This is a genomic window from Spirosoma utsteinense (genome assembly GCF_014282275.1).
In the GTDB taxonomy this organism is placed as follows: domain Bacteria; phylum Bacteroidota; class Bacteroidia; order Cytophagales; family Spirosomataceae; genus Spirosoma; species Spirosoma utsteinense.
The window spans coordinates 89,431-106,362 of sequence record NZ_VFIA01000013.1 but is presented as its reverse complement, the minus strand read 5'-3'; the positions used below and the strand labels follow the sequence as shown (position 1 = coordinate 106,362).

Genomic DNA, 16,932 nt, shown 5'->3' with positions numbered 1-16,932 from the left:
TCATTGTCAACCCTCTTTTCATTTTTGAGCTTAGCCCTGCCAGTGGTCCGGCAGGACCCTGGTAGTGGCTGTTACGTTAGGCCGGTAAAATTTTACAGCCACTACCAGGGTCCTGCCGGACCACTGGCAGGGCTAAGCACTAGCGCGTTTTAACCTTCGATGGTTTCGATTCGGGCTTTACCGGATCGGGTGTTGTCGGAATAATGGGTTCTGTCGCGCTTGTGGCTTTTGACCGACGGCTTCGCCCTTCGTGGAAGATAACGAATGCGAAAAGCGCAATCAGCAGTATGTTGCAGATCAGGTCAATGGTGTCGCCGGTCCTGGCCGCTGGCGGATCGAAGCGAAACTCAATTGTGTGGTTGCCCGCCGGCACGCGTAGTGCCCTCAACACATAATTGGCCCGCAGGTGAGGAACCGCTTTCCCGTCGATGAACGCCTGCCAGTCTTCCTGCCCCCGGTAGTAGATTTCGGAGAATACCACGAGCCCATCCCGAACGGCGTTAGCCTGGTAGGTAAGCTTATCGGGCCGGTAACTTGTTAGCTGAATCGAACTGCCCGTGTGGTCGAGCGTGCCGGGCAGGCCACCCAACTGAGCCGTGAACCGCTTGTCGACAACCGCCGAATCGCGCGGGTTGAGCGTTTTCATAGCGGCCAGCTCCGCATCGGCATCGGCCACGGGGACTACCGTTCCAACGAACCAGGCGGCCCCGAGGGCTTCCGGGTTCGGCAGGGCTACCGGTCCGCCCGGCTGCTGCGGGTTAGCCGGGTTGGGCTGACCAGCCTGAATAATGTACTTCGCGTTCAGCATATTCAGCATATGCAGCGTATTTGTTGGGAACGCATACGATACCAGCTCCTGATACCGGCGTATTTTGGCCGCGTGGTAACCGCCCACCGACCGGTGGAAGTAGGAGGTCCGGTTGCTGTTCATGAAATCGACCGTCTGGTCGAATACGCGGTAGCCAGGGGTTTTGTCCTGCAAAATCTGCTCATCGGCGGGGGTTGGTTCAAACAACTGGGACGCCTGCGCCTTGCTGACGAAATCGGCGTTGTTGAGGAACCGCTTATCGATACCAAACAGGTCAAAAACCACCAGGGCCAGTAGCGCCGGGTAGAAAATAATGGGCTTGATTTTGTTGGTCACGAAGGCCCACAAAGCACCCGCAGTCAGTACGATAAAGATAACCGACCGGAAGGCGTCGCTCCGAAGCAGGCTCTGCCGGTCACTGATGAGCGCCGTCTGAAACTCTTTGGCTGCTTCACCGAAGTAGGAAGACAGCCGGTCAATATCCGTTGGTGTCTGGAACGAAAAGAAGGTCCCGCCCAGTACCGCCAGCACCAGTGCCAGACCTGCGGTAAGTGCCAAACTAATCACCAGCGGCTGACGGAGCTGGGCCAGCGTCAGTTTCTGGCTCACCAGGGACTGCACCGCCATAGCTGCCCCTGCGCCGATGAACAACTGGGCCAGACAGAGGGCCATCGTTACCGCCCGGAACTTGTTCAGATAAGGCAGATAATCGAAAAGAAAGCCGTTGAACCAGAGCAGGTTTTTGCCCAGCGCCAGCACGATCATCAGCACTGCCGAACTCAGCAGCCACCACCGGATGTGGCCCGGAATGATAAACATACCCAGCACAAACAGGAACAGCAACACCGCCCCGGCATAAGCAGGCCCGCCAACCATCGGTTGGTCGCCCCAGTAGGTGGGGGTGCCCTGTTCGACAAACTGTTTCGCCGAAGCCGGATCGAGTCCCTTGCCAACCAGTGCTTTGTAGAAGTCAGAGTCTGTAGTGAGCCCCCCGATGGACGAACCACCAAAGGCATTGGGAATGAGCAGCGTCAGGGCTTCGGCTTTGCCGTAGCTATAGCTGAAAGCGTAGTCTTTGTCCAGCCCGCTGGTCGACGTGTTACCTTCCGCATTACCGGTCGGGTTCGTGGTTTTCGCCGTCAGCTCCGACGTTCCCCGGATGGTTTCTTTGGTATACTGACTCAGCACCAGCAGGCGCTTTCCGAAACTCCCGGCAGCGACTGCGCCCACCACAGCCAGTGTAGCAAGGCCCATTGCCAACTGGCGTCCTTTGCCCGCCCGTACCAGCGAAATCCCTTCGATGAGCACGAACAGGCCAATGGTCATGAAGAGGTAATACGTGATCTGGATGTGGTTGGCCCCCAGTTCCATGCACCCGAACAGGCCCGTGACGGCGGCTCCCACCCAGTAGCGACCGCGCAGACAGAGTACTACCCCGGCGAGGATACCGGCACCGAAACCCATGGCGAAAAGCTTGGAGACGTGTCCCGCTTCCAGGCTGACAATACCGAAGGTGCCGAAGCCATAGGCCGCTGCACCCAATGCACTCAGCCACGGGTTACAACCCAGCACAACGAGCAGCAGGTAGGCGCATAGCATCACGATGAACACAATGCTCGCTGTGTTGGGGAGAATACTAACTACACCCATAAAGGCTTTGTAAACAAAGATATACGGGTAATTGAAATCGATCATATAACTCGGCATCCCGCTGAAAACGGCGTCGGTCCAGAGCGGTTTCTCGCCCGTAGCCTGACCAATTTCGCGGATTTCCCGGGCCGATGCCATGGCCTGTTGTACATCGGACATAGACAGCATTTTGCCCGACAGTACCGGCGAAAAGTAAATGATAGCCAGCACAAGCAGTCCCAGCACGGCAATCAGGTGCGGGCGTAGTCGCTGAAAGGGGGTAGGTTGATTCATAAAATAGATTGATACGCAGCCCAAAGATAGGGTTTTAGGAGAAAACGGATGGTAAAGCAGGTGGATTGTAGTCAGGGGGTTTCTGTTTATTCACCCTGGTAGAGACGCAACCCTTTGCGTCTGTCATGCGTCAGCAATTTTAGCCTCTCATGCGTCAGCAATTTGTAAAGACATGAATAATTCAGACGCAAGCCTGGCCGGAATCATGAGACGCAAAAGGTTGCGTCTTTAAACAACGAAAGAGCCGACCATGTAGGGCATGACCGGCTCTTGGGCAATGGGTATATATTGATGGCAACTATACGACCATTATATCTTTCTCCTTCGCCACAAAGGTTTCCTCAATCCGGACGATAAAGGCGTCGGTGAGTTTCTGAACGCGTTCTTCGCCGACTTTAACCGCATCTTCCGACACGCCGTCTTTGGTTAATTTGCGGATATCGTCGTTGGTATCCTTGCGGATGTTACGCACATTGACTTTCGCCGTTTCCACTTCCTGTTTTACTTTTTTGACCAGGTCGCGCCGACGTTCTTCGGTCAGCGGGGGGATGCTGAGCCGGATCTGTTCGCCGTCGTTGTTGGGTGACAGGCCGAGGTTGGAATTCCGGATGGCTTTCTCAACGTCGTTGATCAGTTTGCGTTCAAAAGGCTTGATCACAATGGTCCGGGCGTCGGGTGTGTTTACGGAGGCTATTTGTACCAAAGGGGTTGGCGTTCCGTAGTATTCGACCTGAATACCGTCGAGCATGCCGACATTGGCTTTCCCGGCACGGATTTTAGTCAGTTCGATGGACAAGTGCTTCAGCGCTTTCTCCATCGTATCCTTTGCATCGTCGAGGTATAGCTCGATTTCTTCCATGTCTTACTTGAAGTTGTGACGTTGTAACGTAATAATGTAACCGCCTGATACACGCGCGGCCCGCTGTGGTAAGCTGACATGAGCCTGATACCCGGGCCACGCTGGGTTCTAGCGGGTTTCGTTGGTATCCGTACCGCCGATAAGGGTACCAATCTGTTCGCCCTGTGCCAGCCGTAGCAGATTGCCAGCCTGGTTCATGTTGAAAACAATGATAGGCAGGTTATTTTCCTGACAAAGGGTGAAAGCGGTCAGGTCCATGACGCTGAGTTTTTTCTCATAAACGTCATCGAAAGAAATAGTGGTATAGCGTGTTGCCGTTGGGTCTTTGACAGGGTCAGCTGTGTAAACGCCGTCGACTTTTGTTCCTTTAAGTACTACGTCGGCTTCTATTTCGATTGCCCGCAGGCTAGCTGTTGTATCGGTGGTGAAATAGGGGCTGCCGGTGCCAGCGGCAAAGATAACAACGCGGCCTTTTTCCAGATGCCGTACGGCCCGCCGACGCACGTACGGTTCGCAAACCTGTTCCATCTTTATCGCCGACATTACGCGGGTGTACATGCCGTGTTTCTCGAATGAACTCTGGAGGGCCATGGCATTGATAACGGTAGCCAGCATGCCCATGTAGTCACCCTGCACCCGGTCTATGCCCGAGCGCTCGCCCGAGACGCCCCGGAAGATGTTACCACCGCCGATGACAATGGCAACCTGCACCCCCATATCGACAACTTGTTTAATTTCTAAACTATACTGTTCCAGTACAGCGGGATCAATGTTATAGCCATTAGGTCCGGCCAATGCCTCCCCGCTCAATTTGAGCAGGATTCGTTTATAGTTCGTTGGTGTCATGCGGGAGCGTTTTTGCGGGGGCAAAGATAGGGAAAAAGGAGGAAGGAGGAAAGGAGGAAGGAGGAAGGGAGGAAGGGAGGAGGGAGGAAGGAGGAAGGAGGAAGGAGGAAGGGAGGAAGGAGGAAGGAGGAAGGGAGGAGGGAGGAAGGAGGAAGGAGGAAGGAGGAAGGAGGAAGGAGGAAGGAGGAAGGAGGAAGGAGGAAGGAGGAAGGAGGAAGGAGGAAGGAGGAAGGAGGAAGGAGGAAGGAGGAAGGGAGGAGGGAGGAGGGAGGAAGGAGGAAGGAGGAAGGAGGAAGGAGGAAGGAGGAAGGGGAGGAAGGGAGGAAGGGGAGGAGGGGGAGGAAGGGGATGTACTTGGATTCCCCTTCCTCCCTCTCCTCCCCCTCTTCCCTTTCCTCCCCCTCCTTAAAACTCAATCAGGATCTGTCCTTTCTCGACGCGGTCGCCCTGGTTGGCGCGGATAGATTTAACGGTGCCGTCGCCGGGCGCTTTGAGGTTGTTTTCCATCTTCATCGCTTCCAGAATCAACAGACTATCGCCTTTGCTGATCACATCGCCAACGGCCACATTGATTCCTACGACCAGACCGGGCATGGGTGCTTTGAGGTTGTTGATTTTGGTAGCGGCTACGCTGCTCATACCCATTTTTTCGAGCAACAGGTCGAACCGGTCCTTGAGTTGAACCTGGTGGATATGTCCATTGATGCGGAGGGTGACGGTTTTCTCAGCCGCGTTCAAATCCATCACTTCGGCCGAATAGGACGTATTTTTGTGCAGGATATGAAACGTTCGGTCGGTGAGCCTGACCAGGTCCCAGGCGAAGGGCTCACCGTTCAGAACCGGACCGTCGGGGTTAAATTCGATCGTTGCCGGGGTAGCAGACGTGGCGTTAAGTGTTGCGGTGTACATGAAAAGGAATTAATGGCTAGGTGCTTTTGAGCGTCAGCTGGTGCTCTGTACCGCAAACCTAAACACAAAAAGCACACCCACCCAACGACTCATCAATGAGTTTAGGACTTATTGATGAGCCAGATGCCCAGCAAACACACCCCCATACCGGCAAACTGGATAGCGTAGATCGTTTCACCGTCCAGAACACCCCATCCCAGGGCTACTATTGGGATGAGGTACGTAACCGAAGCGGCAAACAAAGGGGAGGAGAGCTGCATGACCCGGTTGAAAAATATAGACATCAGCCCTGACCCGAACACACCCAGCGTAATCAGCGCCGTTAACGCCCATCCATGCTGCCCGGAGGTTACCCGGCTAAAGAAATCGGTTGGGGCCAGCGTCAGCAGAGCAATCGGACCGGCAAACGCAAACAGCCAGGCCGTTGAAACGAGGGCGGGCAAATGACTCAGGTAACGTCCGATGAGGTTCGTGTTGAGCCCGTAGCAGACAGTGGCCAGCACGACGAGCAGCGCATAGGCATTGATCTGGAACGACCCCGTCGCGCTGAAAAAAACGAGGAGTAACGACCCGGCCAATCCTAACAGGATGCCGGCCACCTGCCGGATTTTGAGCGCCTGACCGAAAAAAGCCGCTCCTAACAGCAACGTAAATAAGGGACTAAGTGAGTTCAGCGCACCCGCCAGTGAACTGGTGAGGTGGGCACCCGCTTCGGCGAAGAGAAAGGCAGGAATGATAAATCCAACGATAGCACTGGCCAGCAGTGCTACCCACCGGTGTTTTACCGCCAGCCGAACATCGGCCTGACGGCTTTGCCGGGCCAGAAATGGCGTAAAAAACAGCAGGGCAAAGACCAGTCTACCTCCCGCCACCTGCTCAGGTGGAAACCCGGCCAAACTCCGCTTGATCAGAATGAAAGAACTTCCCCATACCAAGGCGAGGGTGCAAAGTAGCAGCCAGGCCAGTACCGGGCGTTTTTGAGGATGAACGATGGGTTCCTGAGTGATCATTTTCTGACAGGGTTACAGGAGTTGACAGGACTTCGGGAAACTATACCGGTCGATCCTGTAATCCTGTCGAATAGGGTTAAGCCGTCATGGCGAGGTCGTAGGTTTCTGCTACCTCATCAAGTATGGCGCTTACGCCAACATAGGAGTCGTTCGTTACCAGCCGCATCCGGAAGGGCTTGAAATCGGGAAGACCCCGGAAATAATTCGCGTAGTGGCGTCGCATCTCGAACAAGCCCACAATCTCGCCTTTCCAGCGAATGGAGAAGTCGAGGTGCTGGCGGCAAACGGCCACCCGGTCGGCAACGGTAGGTGGGGCAAGGTGCTCACCTGTTTGAACGAAGTGCTTTATTTCGTTGAAAACCCAGGGATGACCAATACTCGCCCGGCCAATCATGACGCCATCGACGCCGTACCGGTTCTTGTACTCCAGCGCTTTTTCGGGAGAGTCGATATCCCCGTTGCCAAAAATAGGGATGGTAATGCGGGGGTTGTCTTTGATTTTACCAATGAGCGTCCAGTCCGCGTCGCCTTTGTACATCTGTACCCGTGTCCGCCCGTGAACGGTTAGCGCTTTGATGCCGATATCCTGCAACCGCTCGGCTACGTCACCTACGTTCTTGGTTTGGTCATCCCAGCCAAGTCGTGTTTTCACCGTTACGGGCAGATGGGTTGCCTTTATGACAGCCTCTGTCATGCGGACCATCTTGGGGATGTCTTGCAACAGCGCGGCTCCCGCCCCCCGGCAGGCTACCTGCTTGACGGGGCAACCGTAATTGATGTCGATCAGATCGGGGTTGGCACGCGTAGCTATGCGGGCGCACTCACCCATCGTTTCTACATCGGAGCCAAAAAGCTGAATACCGATAGGGCGCTCATATTCGAAGATGTCCAGTTTCTGAACGCTCTTGGCCGCGTCGCGGATCAATCCCTCCGACGAGATGAATTCCGTATACATCAGGTCGGCGCCGTTGGCTTTGCAGACAGCCCGAAATGGCGGATCGCTGACATCCTCCATGGGAGCCAGTAGCAACGGAAAATCCGGTAGTTGTATATCGCCAATGTTGACCATAACTCGAAAATATAAAGGTCCGCTTACTTGTCGGATGGTTTTACATAAAGGGATTGTTCGGGTCGTGTCGGGTTCGGAAACAAGACGTCACACGAATGACAGTAGCAAGCTCAATTATGCTGGTTTTAGCACAATCCAAAGGCTCAAATGGTTCCTTTATGCAGATAATGCGAATGAGTCTGTAAATTTACGGGAATTATGCAGCCAATCCATATCCCCAATCCCCCATCGTCCCGTCCGCCAACCATTGGTGGCCTTATTATGCTCGTTGGGTTCTTACTCCTGGGGGGCGTGTTAAGTACGTTTCTGCTACTGGGCATCCTCTTGGTTACCAAGGGCTTGTCTATAGTCGAGGCCTCCTCGTACCTGACCCAACTGGCTCTCAAGCCTACAGATTCGACTAAAGGCTGGTATGAGTTGATGCTTCTTCAGGGAATTAATCACCTGGGCACCTTTTTAGTGCCAGCACTAGCCTACTGGTATTTTGTTGAGCATAAACACTGGCAGGAGTTCAACCGTCGGCCCTTGTGGGCGGTGGCTGGCCTTGGTGTAGTCGGGTTGCTTGTCATTTCGTTTATGCCTTTCGATGGTCTGGTTATTGAATGGAACCAGAATCTGCACCTGCCTCAGACACTGGCTCCGCTGGAGCAGTGGATTCGTGACAAGGAAAAGAGTTTGGAAGGGATTACCAAATACCTGACGACCTTTACGACCACAGGTCAGTTGCTGGTGGCCATTCTGGTAATCGGGGTCATTCCGGCTATTGGAGAAGAGGTACTGTTCCGGGGCGTGCTACAACGCAATTTCAGCTACTGGACGGGCAACACGCACGTGGGTATCTGGCTGGCGGCTATACTGTTCAGTGCCATTCACGTTCAGTTTCTGGGCTTCTTTCCGCGGATGCTGCTGGGCGCGCTGTTCGGCTATGTCTATGTCTGGTCAGGCAATATATGGGCACCTATTTTCGCCCATTTCGTCAATAACGGCTTCACCGTTGTGATGATGTACATGCATCAGCGTAAAATGACGACGGTTAATATTGACAGCAACGAATCGATACCGGTCTGGGGCGCAGCTATATCATTTGTGATAACCGCCGGCCTTCTGTATTATTTCAAACAAAGCAACCGGACGCAAACGTTGTAAGGCCTGTGCCTGAGCCTTTATGTCTGCCTTTGTACAACACCAACAGCATGAACGAAAACTGGGAATCGATTTATACAACGCCCATGCCGCACCGGGCCGAGCTGGCAAAGGCCCTGCTGGCCGAACATGAAATACCGGCCGTAGTCGTTAATCGGCAGAGCAGCAGTTATCCTACCCTGGGTCTGGGCAAGAGTGAAGTACATGTACTGGCTAAAGATGCAATTCTGGCCAAAGTAATCTTAGAGAATGAAGCAACGTTTAGCTAAGCTGACCAACCTTCAGCAGCGCATTATTGCGGCTGTAGCAGGGGTTCCAGTTATTTTGTTTATGATCTGGTACGCCGACTGGTCGTTTGCGTTGCTGTTTACACTCGTCAGTGCGCTTACGCAGCGGGAGTTCTATAAATTGCTTGGGCTGGATGGGTTTGAACCGCTGACGGCCTATGGTACCGTCGTTGGATGTCTGGTCTGTGTGCTGGCCTATTTTGCCGAAAAAGGCGTTATCGGCACCGATGCCTACTTCCTCATTTGCCCGGCCTCGTCCATGATCTTCCTGATCAAGCTGTACAAAAAGCGGGATATGAAGCCCTTCACCAATATCGGGTTCACGTTTCTGGGGATCATTTACGTAGCCATGCCGTTTGCCTTGCTGATCGTCTTGGCGTTGCGGGGGGGCAGCTACCATCCGTCTATTATCATCGGCTGTTTGCTGCTGCTGTGGGCCAGTGATATTGGGGCGTATTTCGCCGGTACGTACTTCGGCCGCCGGAAGCTGTTTGAACGGGTGTCGCCCAAAAAGTCCTGGGAAGGAGCCGTTGGGGGTGCCATTGCTGCCGGACTGGTAGCGCTGGGCCTGGCCTTTTACGCGCCGGAGCTGAAACCCTGGCAGTGGTACTGCGTAGGGGGCATCATCGTCGTGACGGGTACCTATGGTGACCTTGTCGAGTCGCTGTTTAAACGGAGTATCGCCATCAAGGATTCCGGTACGAGCATTCCGGGGCATGGCGGTTTTCTGGACCGCTTCGATGGATTGCTGCTTGCCGCTCCGTTTATCATAACATTCCTTAAATTATTTGCCTAAATACGGTCTGCTGCCAAATCATTCGTTATTTTGTATAGTTAAGTATGAAATGCCTGATTATACATACGGGGTATCGACTACGCACTGTGAGGTGACCCTTCGATCCGGTAGACCCTGAACAGTGTCTCCAATAAAGCATGAAGCAATCGTTAAAATACATACTGCTGGGCCTGTGCCTGCTGCTGCTCTCGGGTGGGTTCGCCCATACGTTTGCGCAGGGTCAGGAACGGCAGGTGACGTTCACGGGGTTTCTGACGGGTGGCAAGACCAACGAGCCCCTGCCGGGGGCGTATATCTATATTCCGAAGGCTGGAAAAGGGGTTCTGTCGGCTGCGAACGGCTATTTTGCCCTGCCTGTTTTTCCGGGCGATAGTATCATCTTCAGTTATGTTGGCTTCAGAACCCAGTACCACATCATCCCGCGTCGGCTCACGGACCTGACCTATTCAGCGGTAGTGGCGTTGCAGGAAGATGTGAAAACGCTGGCCGAGGTGAAGGTGTATCCGTATGCGACGGAGGAACTGTTCAAGGAAGCGTTCGTGAACCTGAAACTCCCCGACCAGATGGAGCGCGACAACCTGGCCCGTAATACCGATCCCGCAGCCATCATGCGTATGGCGGCTACGATGCCGATGGGGGCGGTGGCCAACCACCAGAACTTTGTCAATCAGCAGTTCTTCGGGCGGGAGTCCATTGTGGGGCGTAGTTCGACGCCGTCCTTCGCGTTCACGAATCCTTTTGCCTGGGCTAACTTCATCCGATCCGTTAAGCGCGGTGACCTCAAAACGAAGGAATGGCGCAGCGAACTCAATAAAGCACCCCGCGAAAACATGACGCGGAAAGATGTTTTGCAGGACGGTAATTGACCGGATATTTCCGCAGATAACGGGGATGTCAAATACGTCAATCGCTTATTCCGGGCTTCCTTTATTACTCAAATGAGACCCGGTAGCCGAAAGAACTAATAAACTCATAACGATTTGGCCTAGCCGCTTCTGCCCGGAAGCGGCTTTTTTTGTGCTTTCGTTTTACCAGCTTCCTGGTGGCCACTCCTAACACCGGCCGACTTTATCCGAATACCCCGCCAGTATGGCCAATCGCTACTTATTCGTTTACTTCCTCTTTTTTTCAACGATCACTCTGGCGGCCACTATCCGTGGCCGCGCCGTCGATGCCGGTACAGGGCAGCCGATCATTGGCGCTACGCTGCTGATCGAGGGTACCCCGCTGCATGGTGTGTCGGGCCTCGACGGTTCGTATGTTATCCGAAATGTTCCGGCCGGGAATTACCGGCTTCGGGCCAGTTACGTATCCTACCAGACGCTATTACGTGAGGTCAGGCTCGATGCGAACGAGCAGACGCTAACCGTCGACCTGGCGCTGGCGACCGAAACCGACCGTCAGATTGCCGAGGTTACCGTCGTTAGCAAACGCGACGGAGCCAGTGACCGAACAGCGCGCGACCTCGAACGCAACGCCCCCCAGGTGCTGAACATCGTCTCGGGGCGCAGCATCGAACTCTCGCCCGATCTGACCGTTGCCAATGTCATCCAGCGCGTTTCGGGCATTTCCATTGAACGGAACAGCAATGGAGACGGGCAGTACGCCATTCTGCGCGGCATGGATAAGCGCTATAACTATACGCTCGTCAACGGGGTGAAAATTCCCAGCCCGGACAACCGCTACCGATACGTTCCCCTCGATATTTTTCCGGCTGAACTGCTCGACCGACTCGAAGTGTACAAGGCACTAACACCCAGCATGGAAGGCGATGCCGTGGGTGGCGCTATCAATATGGTGATGAAAGACGCCCCGGATCGCCTGACAGTGCTTGCCAATGTCTCCACCGGTTATAGCGAACTGTTTATGAACCGGCCCTTCACGCGCTTCAAGGCTGGAAATGTTCGGTTTGAGTCGCCTTACGAGCAGTTCGGGAATCAGTACGCGGCCAAACCCGCTGATTTTAACAAAGCCCCAACAACCTACACGGTGGGTAGCCCGCCACCTAACCTGCTGGGTAGTTTTGCCGTTGGCGGTCGCCTGCTGAACCGTCGCCTGGGGGTGATGCTGGCGGGTAGTTTGCAGAATACGTTCCGGGGCAGCAACAGCCTCTTCTTCGATGGCGACGCAGTCGATACGCTGCGGGGCGTCACCCTGACGTCTATGAGCGAACGCCAGTACTCGGAGCATCAACGGCGCTACGGGCTCCATGCCAAGCTGGATTACCGGCTGCCCGGCTCGGGTGGACCCGAGGCCAACAAGATCCAGTGGTACAATGCGTTCATTAATCTGACCAACGAGCAGATCCGGGACACCAAATCCACCCAGCTCACCATTGGCGGGTTCGACCCAATCCTTGGCAACGCAACCCTTGGTTATTCGACGCGCTCGCGGCTCACCCGGCAACGGATTTATACCAGCACACTACAGGGAACGCATGAACTGACACCCATTCTCGGGGTGAACTGGTCGGCGGTATACTCGGTGGCAACCGGCAATGTGCCCGACCAGACGACGGTACCTCTGCTGGGCGTGCGGACGAATTTTGCGGAGCAGCGAACGACCGTCAACGATGGCTCCCGCCGGTGGGAACACAACACCGATACCGACCTGGCCGGTTACCTGAACGTCACGCTCAAAACCAACCTCGCCGGTCTGTCCGTCGAGTGGATGGCAGGCGGACTCTACCGCGACAAGCAACGGACGAATTTCTATAACAACTATCAGCTGCGCCCCGCCAATCCATTTGCTCAGTACGGCGTTGACTTCACCGATTACAGCCAGATTGTCTGGACAGTGCAGAACCCGCTGGGCTCGGTAGCAACGGCGCTCAACTACGACGCCAGCGAGAAAACCTCGTCGGGCTACCTGCAATTTCGGACCACCAACCAGCCGCTCGAACTAACCGGGGGCGTTCGTGTGGAGCATACCGATCAGGGATATGCCATGAAATTCCCGATTGGCGAAGACCGCCCCACAGGCAGCCAGATCTACACCGATATCCTGCCGAGTCTGCACGCCCGGTACCGGCTGAAGGAGCGGACCAACCTGCGGGCGTCTTATTTCCGGTCGCTGAACCGGCCGGGCTTCTTCGAGATTGTGCCCTATCGCATCGTCAACGAAGAATACCAGGAGCGGGGTAACCCGAACCTGAAGCGGGCCATTGCCGACAATATGGACCTGCGCTACGAGTTTTTCCCCCGTCCGCTGGAACAGTTTATGGTTGGCGTTTTTTACAAACGCATTCAAAACCCCATTGAGTATACCCTCCAGCGCGATGCCGTGCGGGGGCAGGATATCTACTATTCGCCGGGCAACTTCGGCACCGCAACCAACTACGGGCTCGAACTGGATGCCGTCAAGTACGTGCGGAACTGGGGCGTGAAGGCGAACTATACCTATACGCACTCGGCCATTACTACCCCCAAGTCAAAGCGCATCCGCAATGCCCAGGGCGATCTGCAAACGATCTCGGTTAACCAGACCCGGGCGCTGTACGGGCAGTCGGCGCACGTGGCGAACCTGTCTCTGCTCTACAAAGACAGTGAGCATGGCTGGGATGGCCAGCTGGCGGGTAGTTACACCGGCGACCGGATCAGTACCGTGTCGCAGTTTGTCGACAATGATCTCTACCAGAAAGGATTTCTCCAGATGGATGCCTCGGCCGAGAAACGGCTGAAGGGAAATTTTATCCTCTTCGCTAAAGTCAATAACCTGCTCAACACACCTACCGAAGTGTATATCCGGAACGTAAGCAGCCGGAATTCGGACGTGCCAAATCAGGACGTAGCAGGCCGGACGCTGATCCGGCGCGACTACTTCCAGCGCTCATATCTGCTGGGTATCCGCTATAAACTATAATTTGGAACGGCTGCGTCGATAAACCGAACAGGCCCTGATCAAGTCAATCTAAAACCAATTACAACCAATGAAACAAGTATTTATTCTAGCAGCTTTCGTCGCCACAGTGCTGGCAGGTTGTTCCACGAAAGAAGACACTGGTAATGCCGTAGCTCCCGCCCCGGTCGTGAAAGAAGCTGTATCGGGTGAGGTCTCGGGTGTCTGGGAGAAAGGAAGCACGTATAAAATCACGGGTCCGCTGCAAATCTCGGAAGGCAAATCACTAACGATTCAGGAAGGCGTTACGGTCCTGATGAGCGACTCGACGGTGAAGCCCGAAGTGATCATTAAAGGAAATCTGTACTGCCTGGGTACCGCAGCCAGCCCCGTCCGCTTTACCGTGCCCGATGCCTGGAAGACGGCAAAAAATGAGTTTGGTGCGCTATGGGGTGGCCTGATTGCCGGTCCAACCAGTGCCGAGATCGTTCTCGACAATACCATCATCGAATACGGTGGTGCCGTAACGACCGAAGCATCGGCCTCCGTAAAGGCGGGACTCTACAAAGCCGCTGCGGGCGAACACGTTCCTGCGCTGTATTACCCCAATGTGAACGGGAAACTGGTCGTGATCAACAGCCGCCTGAACAACCAGAACGAAGACGGATTTTACATCGACGGCGGGAAGGTGCTGATAGCTAACAACAAGATCTACACGACGGGTATGTCGGGGGGCGATGCGATCAATATCAAATCGGGTGTACAGGCTGATGTGGCCTTCAACATGATCTACAGCCCGAACACAAACGGCCTGAAGCTTTCCAACGCGGGTGACCGCACGCCACAAGCCTATGTTGTGGCCTATAATAACACGATCGTTAACGCAGGCTGGCGTCGGCCTACTATCAAAGGTGGATCGATCTGGTTGGAGGCCACTGTCCGGGCCGACCTGTACAATAACCTGCTGGCCAACGACCGCTTCGGTATCAAGCGCGACAAGGGTAAGCCCGAAGACAACCGCTCGAAAATTAGCAACAACCTCTACTACGGATTCACCGCAGAAGCCGCCAACCAGTTCCAGCCCTCGACTGAAATCGTGACGGGTACGAACGATATCATCAGCAAGACAGCTGGCGACAACGACCCCAGGTTCGTGAACTATCCGCTGAACACAGAGATGAAAAATACAGCGTTCAATACAGCCTGGGATTTTCGGTTGCAAGCGGGCTCGCCTGCGCTGGGTAAAGGAACCACTACGTTTACCCGGCTTTACGCCGAGGGGCTGACCGTGGGTGGCAAGCTCTACCAGTCACCCGCGCCTGCTTCGTACATTGGTGCCCACGGGTCGAACTAAGCCAGTGAACGTGTCCAGCTAACAACGGGGTTTACGGAACGGGTGTCGAACCAATAGACATCAACGTCCCGTAAACCCCGATTTCATTACGTACCCATTTATGTATTCCGTTTATTCGTACTGCCTGTTGGCTGGTTTGCTGCTCGCAGCCTGCCAGCATCCCAATGCCCAGACCGCACCCGCTCAAGCCGGAAAGTCAACCGCTATCAAACCGGTTATCATTACCGAACCCGTCGCGCATGATACCGATGACCCGGCTATCTGGGTGAACCCGGTTGATCCGGCAAAAAGCCTGGTCATCGGTACCGACAAGGATGCTGATGGGGCGTTGTACGTGTTTGATTTACAGGGTAAAATTGTGCCCGGTAAAGTGGTGCATAACCTGAACCGGCCTAACAACGTAGACCTGGTTTATGGCCTGTCGCTGAAAGGAACACATACCGATGTGGCGGTGGTAACCGAGCGGGGTACGTCGCGCATCCGAACGTTCCGGCTGCCGGACATGAAACCGCTGGACAGTCAGCCGCTGGATGTGTTTGTGGGCGAAGAGAAGCGGTTACCCATGGGCATTGCGCTGTACAAACGCCCGTCGGATGGGGTCGTGTTTGCCATCGTTGGCCGGAAAGAAGGCCCGGCGCAGGGTTATTTGTGGCAGTACCGCCTGGACGATGATGGTAAGGGCCTTATCAAAGCAACCGTCGTTCGCAAGTTCGGAACCTGGAGCGGTAAAAAGGAAATCGAGTCCATTGCCGTCGACGCTGAACTCGGCTACGTCTACTATTCCGACGAAGGCGTTGGCGTCCGGAAATACTATGCCGACCCGGAGCGGGGCGATGCCGAGCTGGCGCTTTTTGCGAAGACGGGCTTTGCTGAGGACCACGAAGGAATATCTATTTACAAGACTGGCCCTACAACCGGTTACCTGCTCGTCTCCGATCAGGGTGCCAACCAGTTTCACGTCTTCCGTCGGGAGGGTGAACCCGGAAAGCCCAATGAGCATCAACTGGTGAAAATAGTACCCGTAGCGGCTCAGGTGAGCGACGGCTCCGAGGTGACCAATGTGCCGCTCGGCAAGGCGTTCCCGAAAGGGTTGTTCGTCGCTATGTCCGACGACCGAACGTTTCACTACTACCGCTGGGAGGATATCGCCGGTAAGGAGCTGAAGTAACAGTTGTCTGTATTTTTGGCAAGCGGAGAAGATGTCTGATTAATCACCCTATCTGCTGTCGATCACTTGCCCGACCATGTCATGAGTTGCAGGTCAGCCCCGTCGAAACCGGCATAGGTTTTGGCGGTTACCCACTCGCCCAGGTTGATATAGCGGCTGGTGTCAGACACTGGACGGTCGAGGGGGAGGTGGCGGTGCCCGAAAATGTAATAATCATGATGCTGCTGGGCTTCTACTTCGCGGCAATATTGCATGAGCCACTCCCGATCGTCACCCAGAAACAACTCCTCGCCTTTGTGCTGATTGCTGACCCGGCTCCGGTGTGACCATGTCTGGGCCAGACCGATGCCTACGTCAGGATGCAGATACCGAAAGAGCCGCCGGGCCAGTCCGCTCTCGAACAGTACTTTCAGTCGCTTGTAAACATAGTCGCCGGGACCGAGACCGTCGCCGTGCCCGATCAGGAACCGCTTTTCGCCAATAATATACCGGCGTGGCTCACGGTAAACGGGAATTCCCATTTCCTGCGTGAAGTAGTCGCTCATCCACATATCGTGATTACCCGTGAAGAGCACCACCCGCGTACCGGCATCGGTTAGTTCGGCCAGTTTTCCCTGTAGCCTTATAAACCCCTTCGGAATACTGCGCTTATATTCAAACCAGAAGTCGAACACATCGCCAACCAGAAAAATAACCTCGGCATGCGAACGTATGCTGTCGAGCCAGGCTACTACAGCCCGTTCGCGGATGCGGCTTTGCTCAGGCGTGGGGGTGCCCAGGTGGAAGTCGGATGCAAAATAAGCCTTACGGCCAGGCAGTAGAGGAATCGTTTCTATATTGGACATGCATTCGGATAAATCGGGCGTGAAATTACACAAGGATTGTGGTTTGCTCAGCCATCTGACATTATATAGCCGACAGAT

The 16,932-nt window shown here is 54.7% G+C and carries 15 protein-coding genes; 8 read left to right on the top strand and 7 right to left on the bottom strand.

Annotated features, from left to right (window positions below; translation table 11 throughout):
* Positions 1-139: 139 nt before the first annotated feature.
* From FH603_RS12495 to pyrH, 3 genes are all read right to left on the bottom strand, one after another.
* The gene (locus FH603_RS12495; protein ID WP_235985386.1) at positions 140-2,731 is read right to left on the bottom strand and encodes a YfhO family protein; all 2,592 of its coding nucleotides are present in this window, start codon (positions 2,729-2,731) and stop codon (positions 140-142) included.
* A 298-nt stretch (positions 2,732-3,029) separates the two neighbouring features.
* Positions 3,030-3,590, bottom strand: coding sequence for a ribosome recycling factor (gene frr / locus FH603_RS12490; protein WP_186737857.1), 561 nt, complete (start codon positions 3,588-3,590; stop codon positions 3,030-3,032).
* 108 nt (positions 3,591-3,698) lie between these two features.
* The gene (pyrH, locus tag FH603_RS12485; RefSeq protein ID WP_186737856.1) at positions 3,699-4,436 is read right to left on the bottom strand and encodes a UMP kinase; all 738 of its coding nucleotides are present in this window, start codon (positions 4,434-4,436) and stop codon (positions 3,699-3,701) included.
* On the opposite strand from pyrH, the gene FH603_RS12480 reads away from it, so the two are divergent.
* On the top strand, positions 4,435-4,845 hold the full coding sequence (locus FH603_RS12480; RefSeq protein WP_186737855.1) for a hypothetical protein: 411 nt from the start codon (positions 4,435-4,437) through the stop codon (positions 4,843-4,845). The two genes, pyrH and FH603_RS12480, sit on opposite strands and share 2 nt — an antisense overlap.
* Here FH603_RS12480 and FH603_RS12475 read toward each other — a convergent pair.
* The 3 genes from FH603_RS12475 to dusB all read right to left on the bottom strand — a co-directional run bounded on the left by FH603_RS12475 (position 4,842) and on the right by dusB (position 7,424).
* Positions 4,842-5,345 carry an acyl-CoA carboxylase biotin carboxyl carrier protein subunit gene (locus FH603_RS12475; RefSeq protein ID WP_186737854.1) on the bottom strand — a complete coding sequence of 168 codons (504 nt, stop codon included), beginning with the start codon at positions 5,343-5,345 and terminating at the stop codon, positions 4,842-4,844. The genes FH603_RS12480 and FH603_RS12475 overlap by 4 nt on opposite strands.
* A gap of 101 nt (positions 5,346-5,446) precedes the next feature.
* Positions 5,447-6,355 (bottom strand): DMT family transporter, encoded by a 909-nt coding sequence (locus FH603_RS12470; RefSeq protein ID WP_186737853.1) that lies wholly within the window; start codon positions 6,353-6,355, stop codon positions 5,447-5,449.
* A 76-nt stretch (positions 6,356-6,431) separates the two neighbouring features.
* A complete protein-coding gene (dusB, locus tag FH603_RS12465) occupies positions 6,432-7,424 on the bottom strand; it encodes a tRNA dihydrouridine synthase DusB (protein WP_186737852.1) in 993 nt (330 codons plus the stop codon).
* A 198-nt stretch (positions 7,425-7,622) separates the two neighbouring features.
* Between dusB and FH603_RS12460 the strand changes: the two genes are divergently transcribed.
* The 7 genes from FH603_RS12460 to FH603_RS12430 all read left to right on the top strand — a co-directional run bounded on the left by FH603_RS12460 (position 7,623) and on the right by FH603_RS12430 (position 16,009).
* Positions 7,623-8,570 (top strand): CPBP family intramembrane glutamic endopeptidase, encoded by a 948-nt coding sequence (locus tag FH603_RS12460; protein ID WP_317171233.1) that lies wholly within the window; start codon positions 7,623-7,625, stop codon positions 8,568-8,570.
* Between the two features lie 47 nt (positions 8,571-8,617).
* Positions 8,618-8,836 carry a putative signal transducing protein gene (locus FH603_RS12455; protein ID WP_186737851.1) on the top strand — a complete coding sequence of 73 codons (219 nt, stop codon included), beginning with the start codon at positions 8,618-8,620 and terminating at the stop codon, positions 8,834-8,836.
* Positions 8,817-9,650 (top strand): phosphatidate cytidylyltransferase, encoded by an 834-nt coding sequence (locus FH603_RS12450; RefSeq protein WP_186737850.1) that lies wholly within the window; start codon positions 8,817-8,819, stop codon positions 9,648-9,650. Before FH603_RS12455 ends, FH603_RS12450 begins: the two co-directional genes overlap by 20 nt.
* Before the next feature lie 137 nt (positions 9,651-9,787).
* Positions 9,788-10,516, top strand: coding sequence for a carboxypeptidase-like regulatory domain-containing protein (locus FH603_RS12445; protein ID WP_186737849.1), 729 nt, complete (start codon positions 9,788-9,790; stop codon positions 10,514-10,516).
* Positions 10,517-10,739: 223 nt separating this feature from the next.
* On the top strand, positions 10,740-13,511 hold the full coding sequence (locus tag FH603_RS12440; RefSeq protein ID WP_186737848.1) for a TonB-dependent receptor: 2,772 nt from the start codon (positions 10,740-10,742) through the stop codon (positions 13,509-13,511).
* A 67-nt stretch (positions 13,512-13,578) separates the two neighbouring features.
* Positions 13,579-14,841: a right-handed parallel beta-helix repeat-containing protein gene (locus FH603_RS12435; protein ID WP_186737847.1), complete on the top strand. Its 1,263-nt coding sequence runs from the start codon at positions 13,579-13,581 to the stop codon at positions 14,839-14,841.
* Positions 14,842-14,941: 100 nt separating this feature from the next.
* A complete protein-coding gene (locus FH603_RS12430; RefSeq protein WP_186737846.1) occupies positions 14,942-16,009 on the top strand; it encodes a phytase in 1,068 nt (355 codons plus the stop codon).
* A 62-nt stretch (positions 16,010-16,071) separates the two neighbouring features.
* Here FH603_RS12430 and FH603_RS12425 read toward each other — a convergent pair whose 3' ends face one another.
* On the bottom strand, positions 16,072-16,854 hold the full coding sequence (locus FH603_RS12425; protein WP_186737845.1) for a UDP-2,3-diacylglucosamine diphosphatase: 783 nt from the start codon (positions 16,852-16,854) through the stop codon (positions 16,072-16,074).
* Between the last annotated feature and the right edge of the window lie 78 nt (positions 16,855-16,932).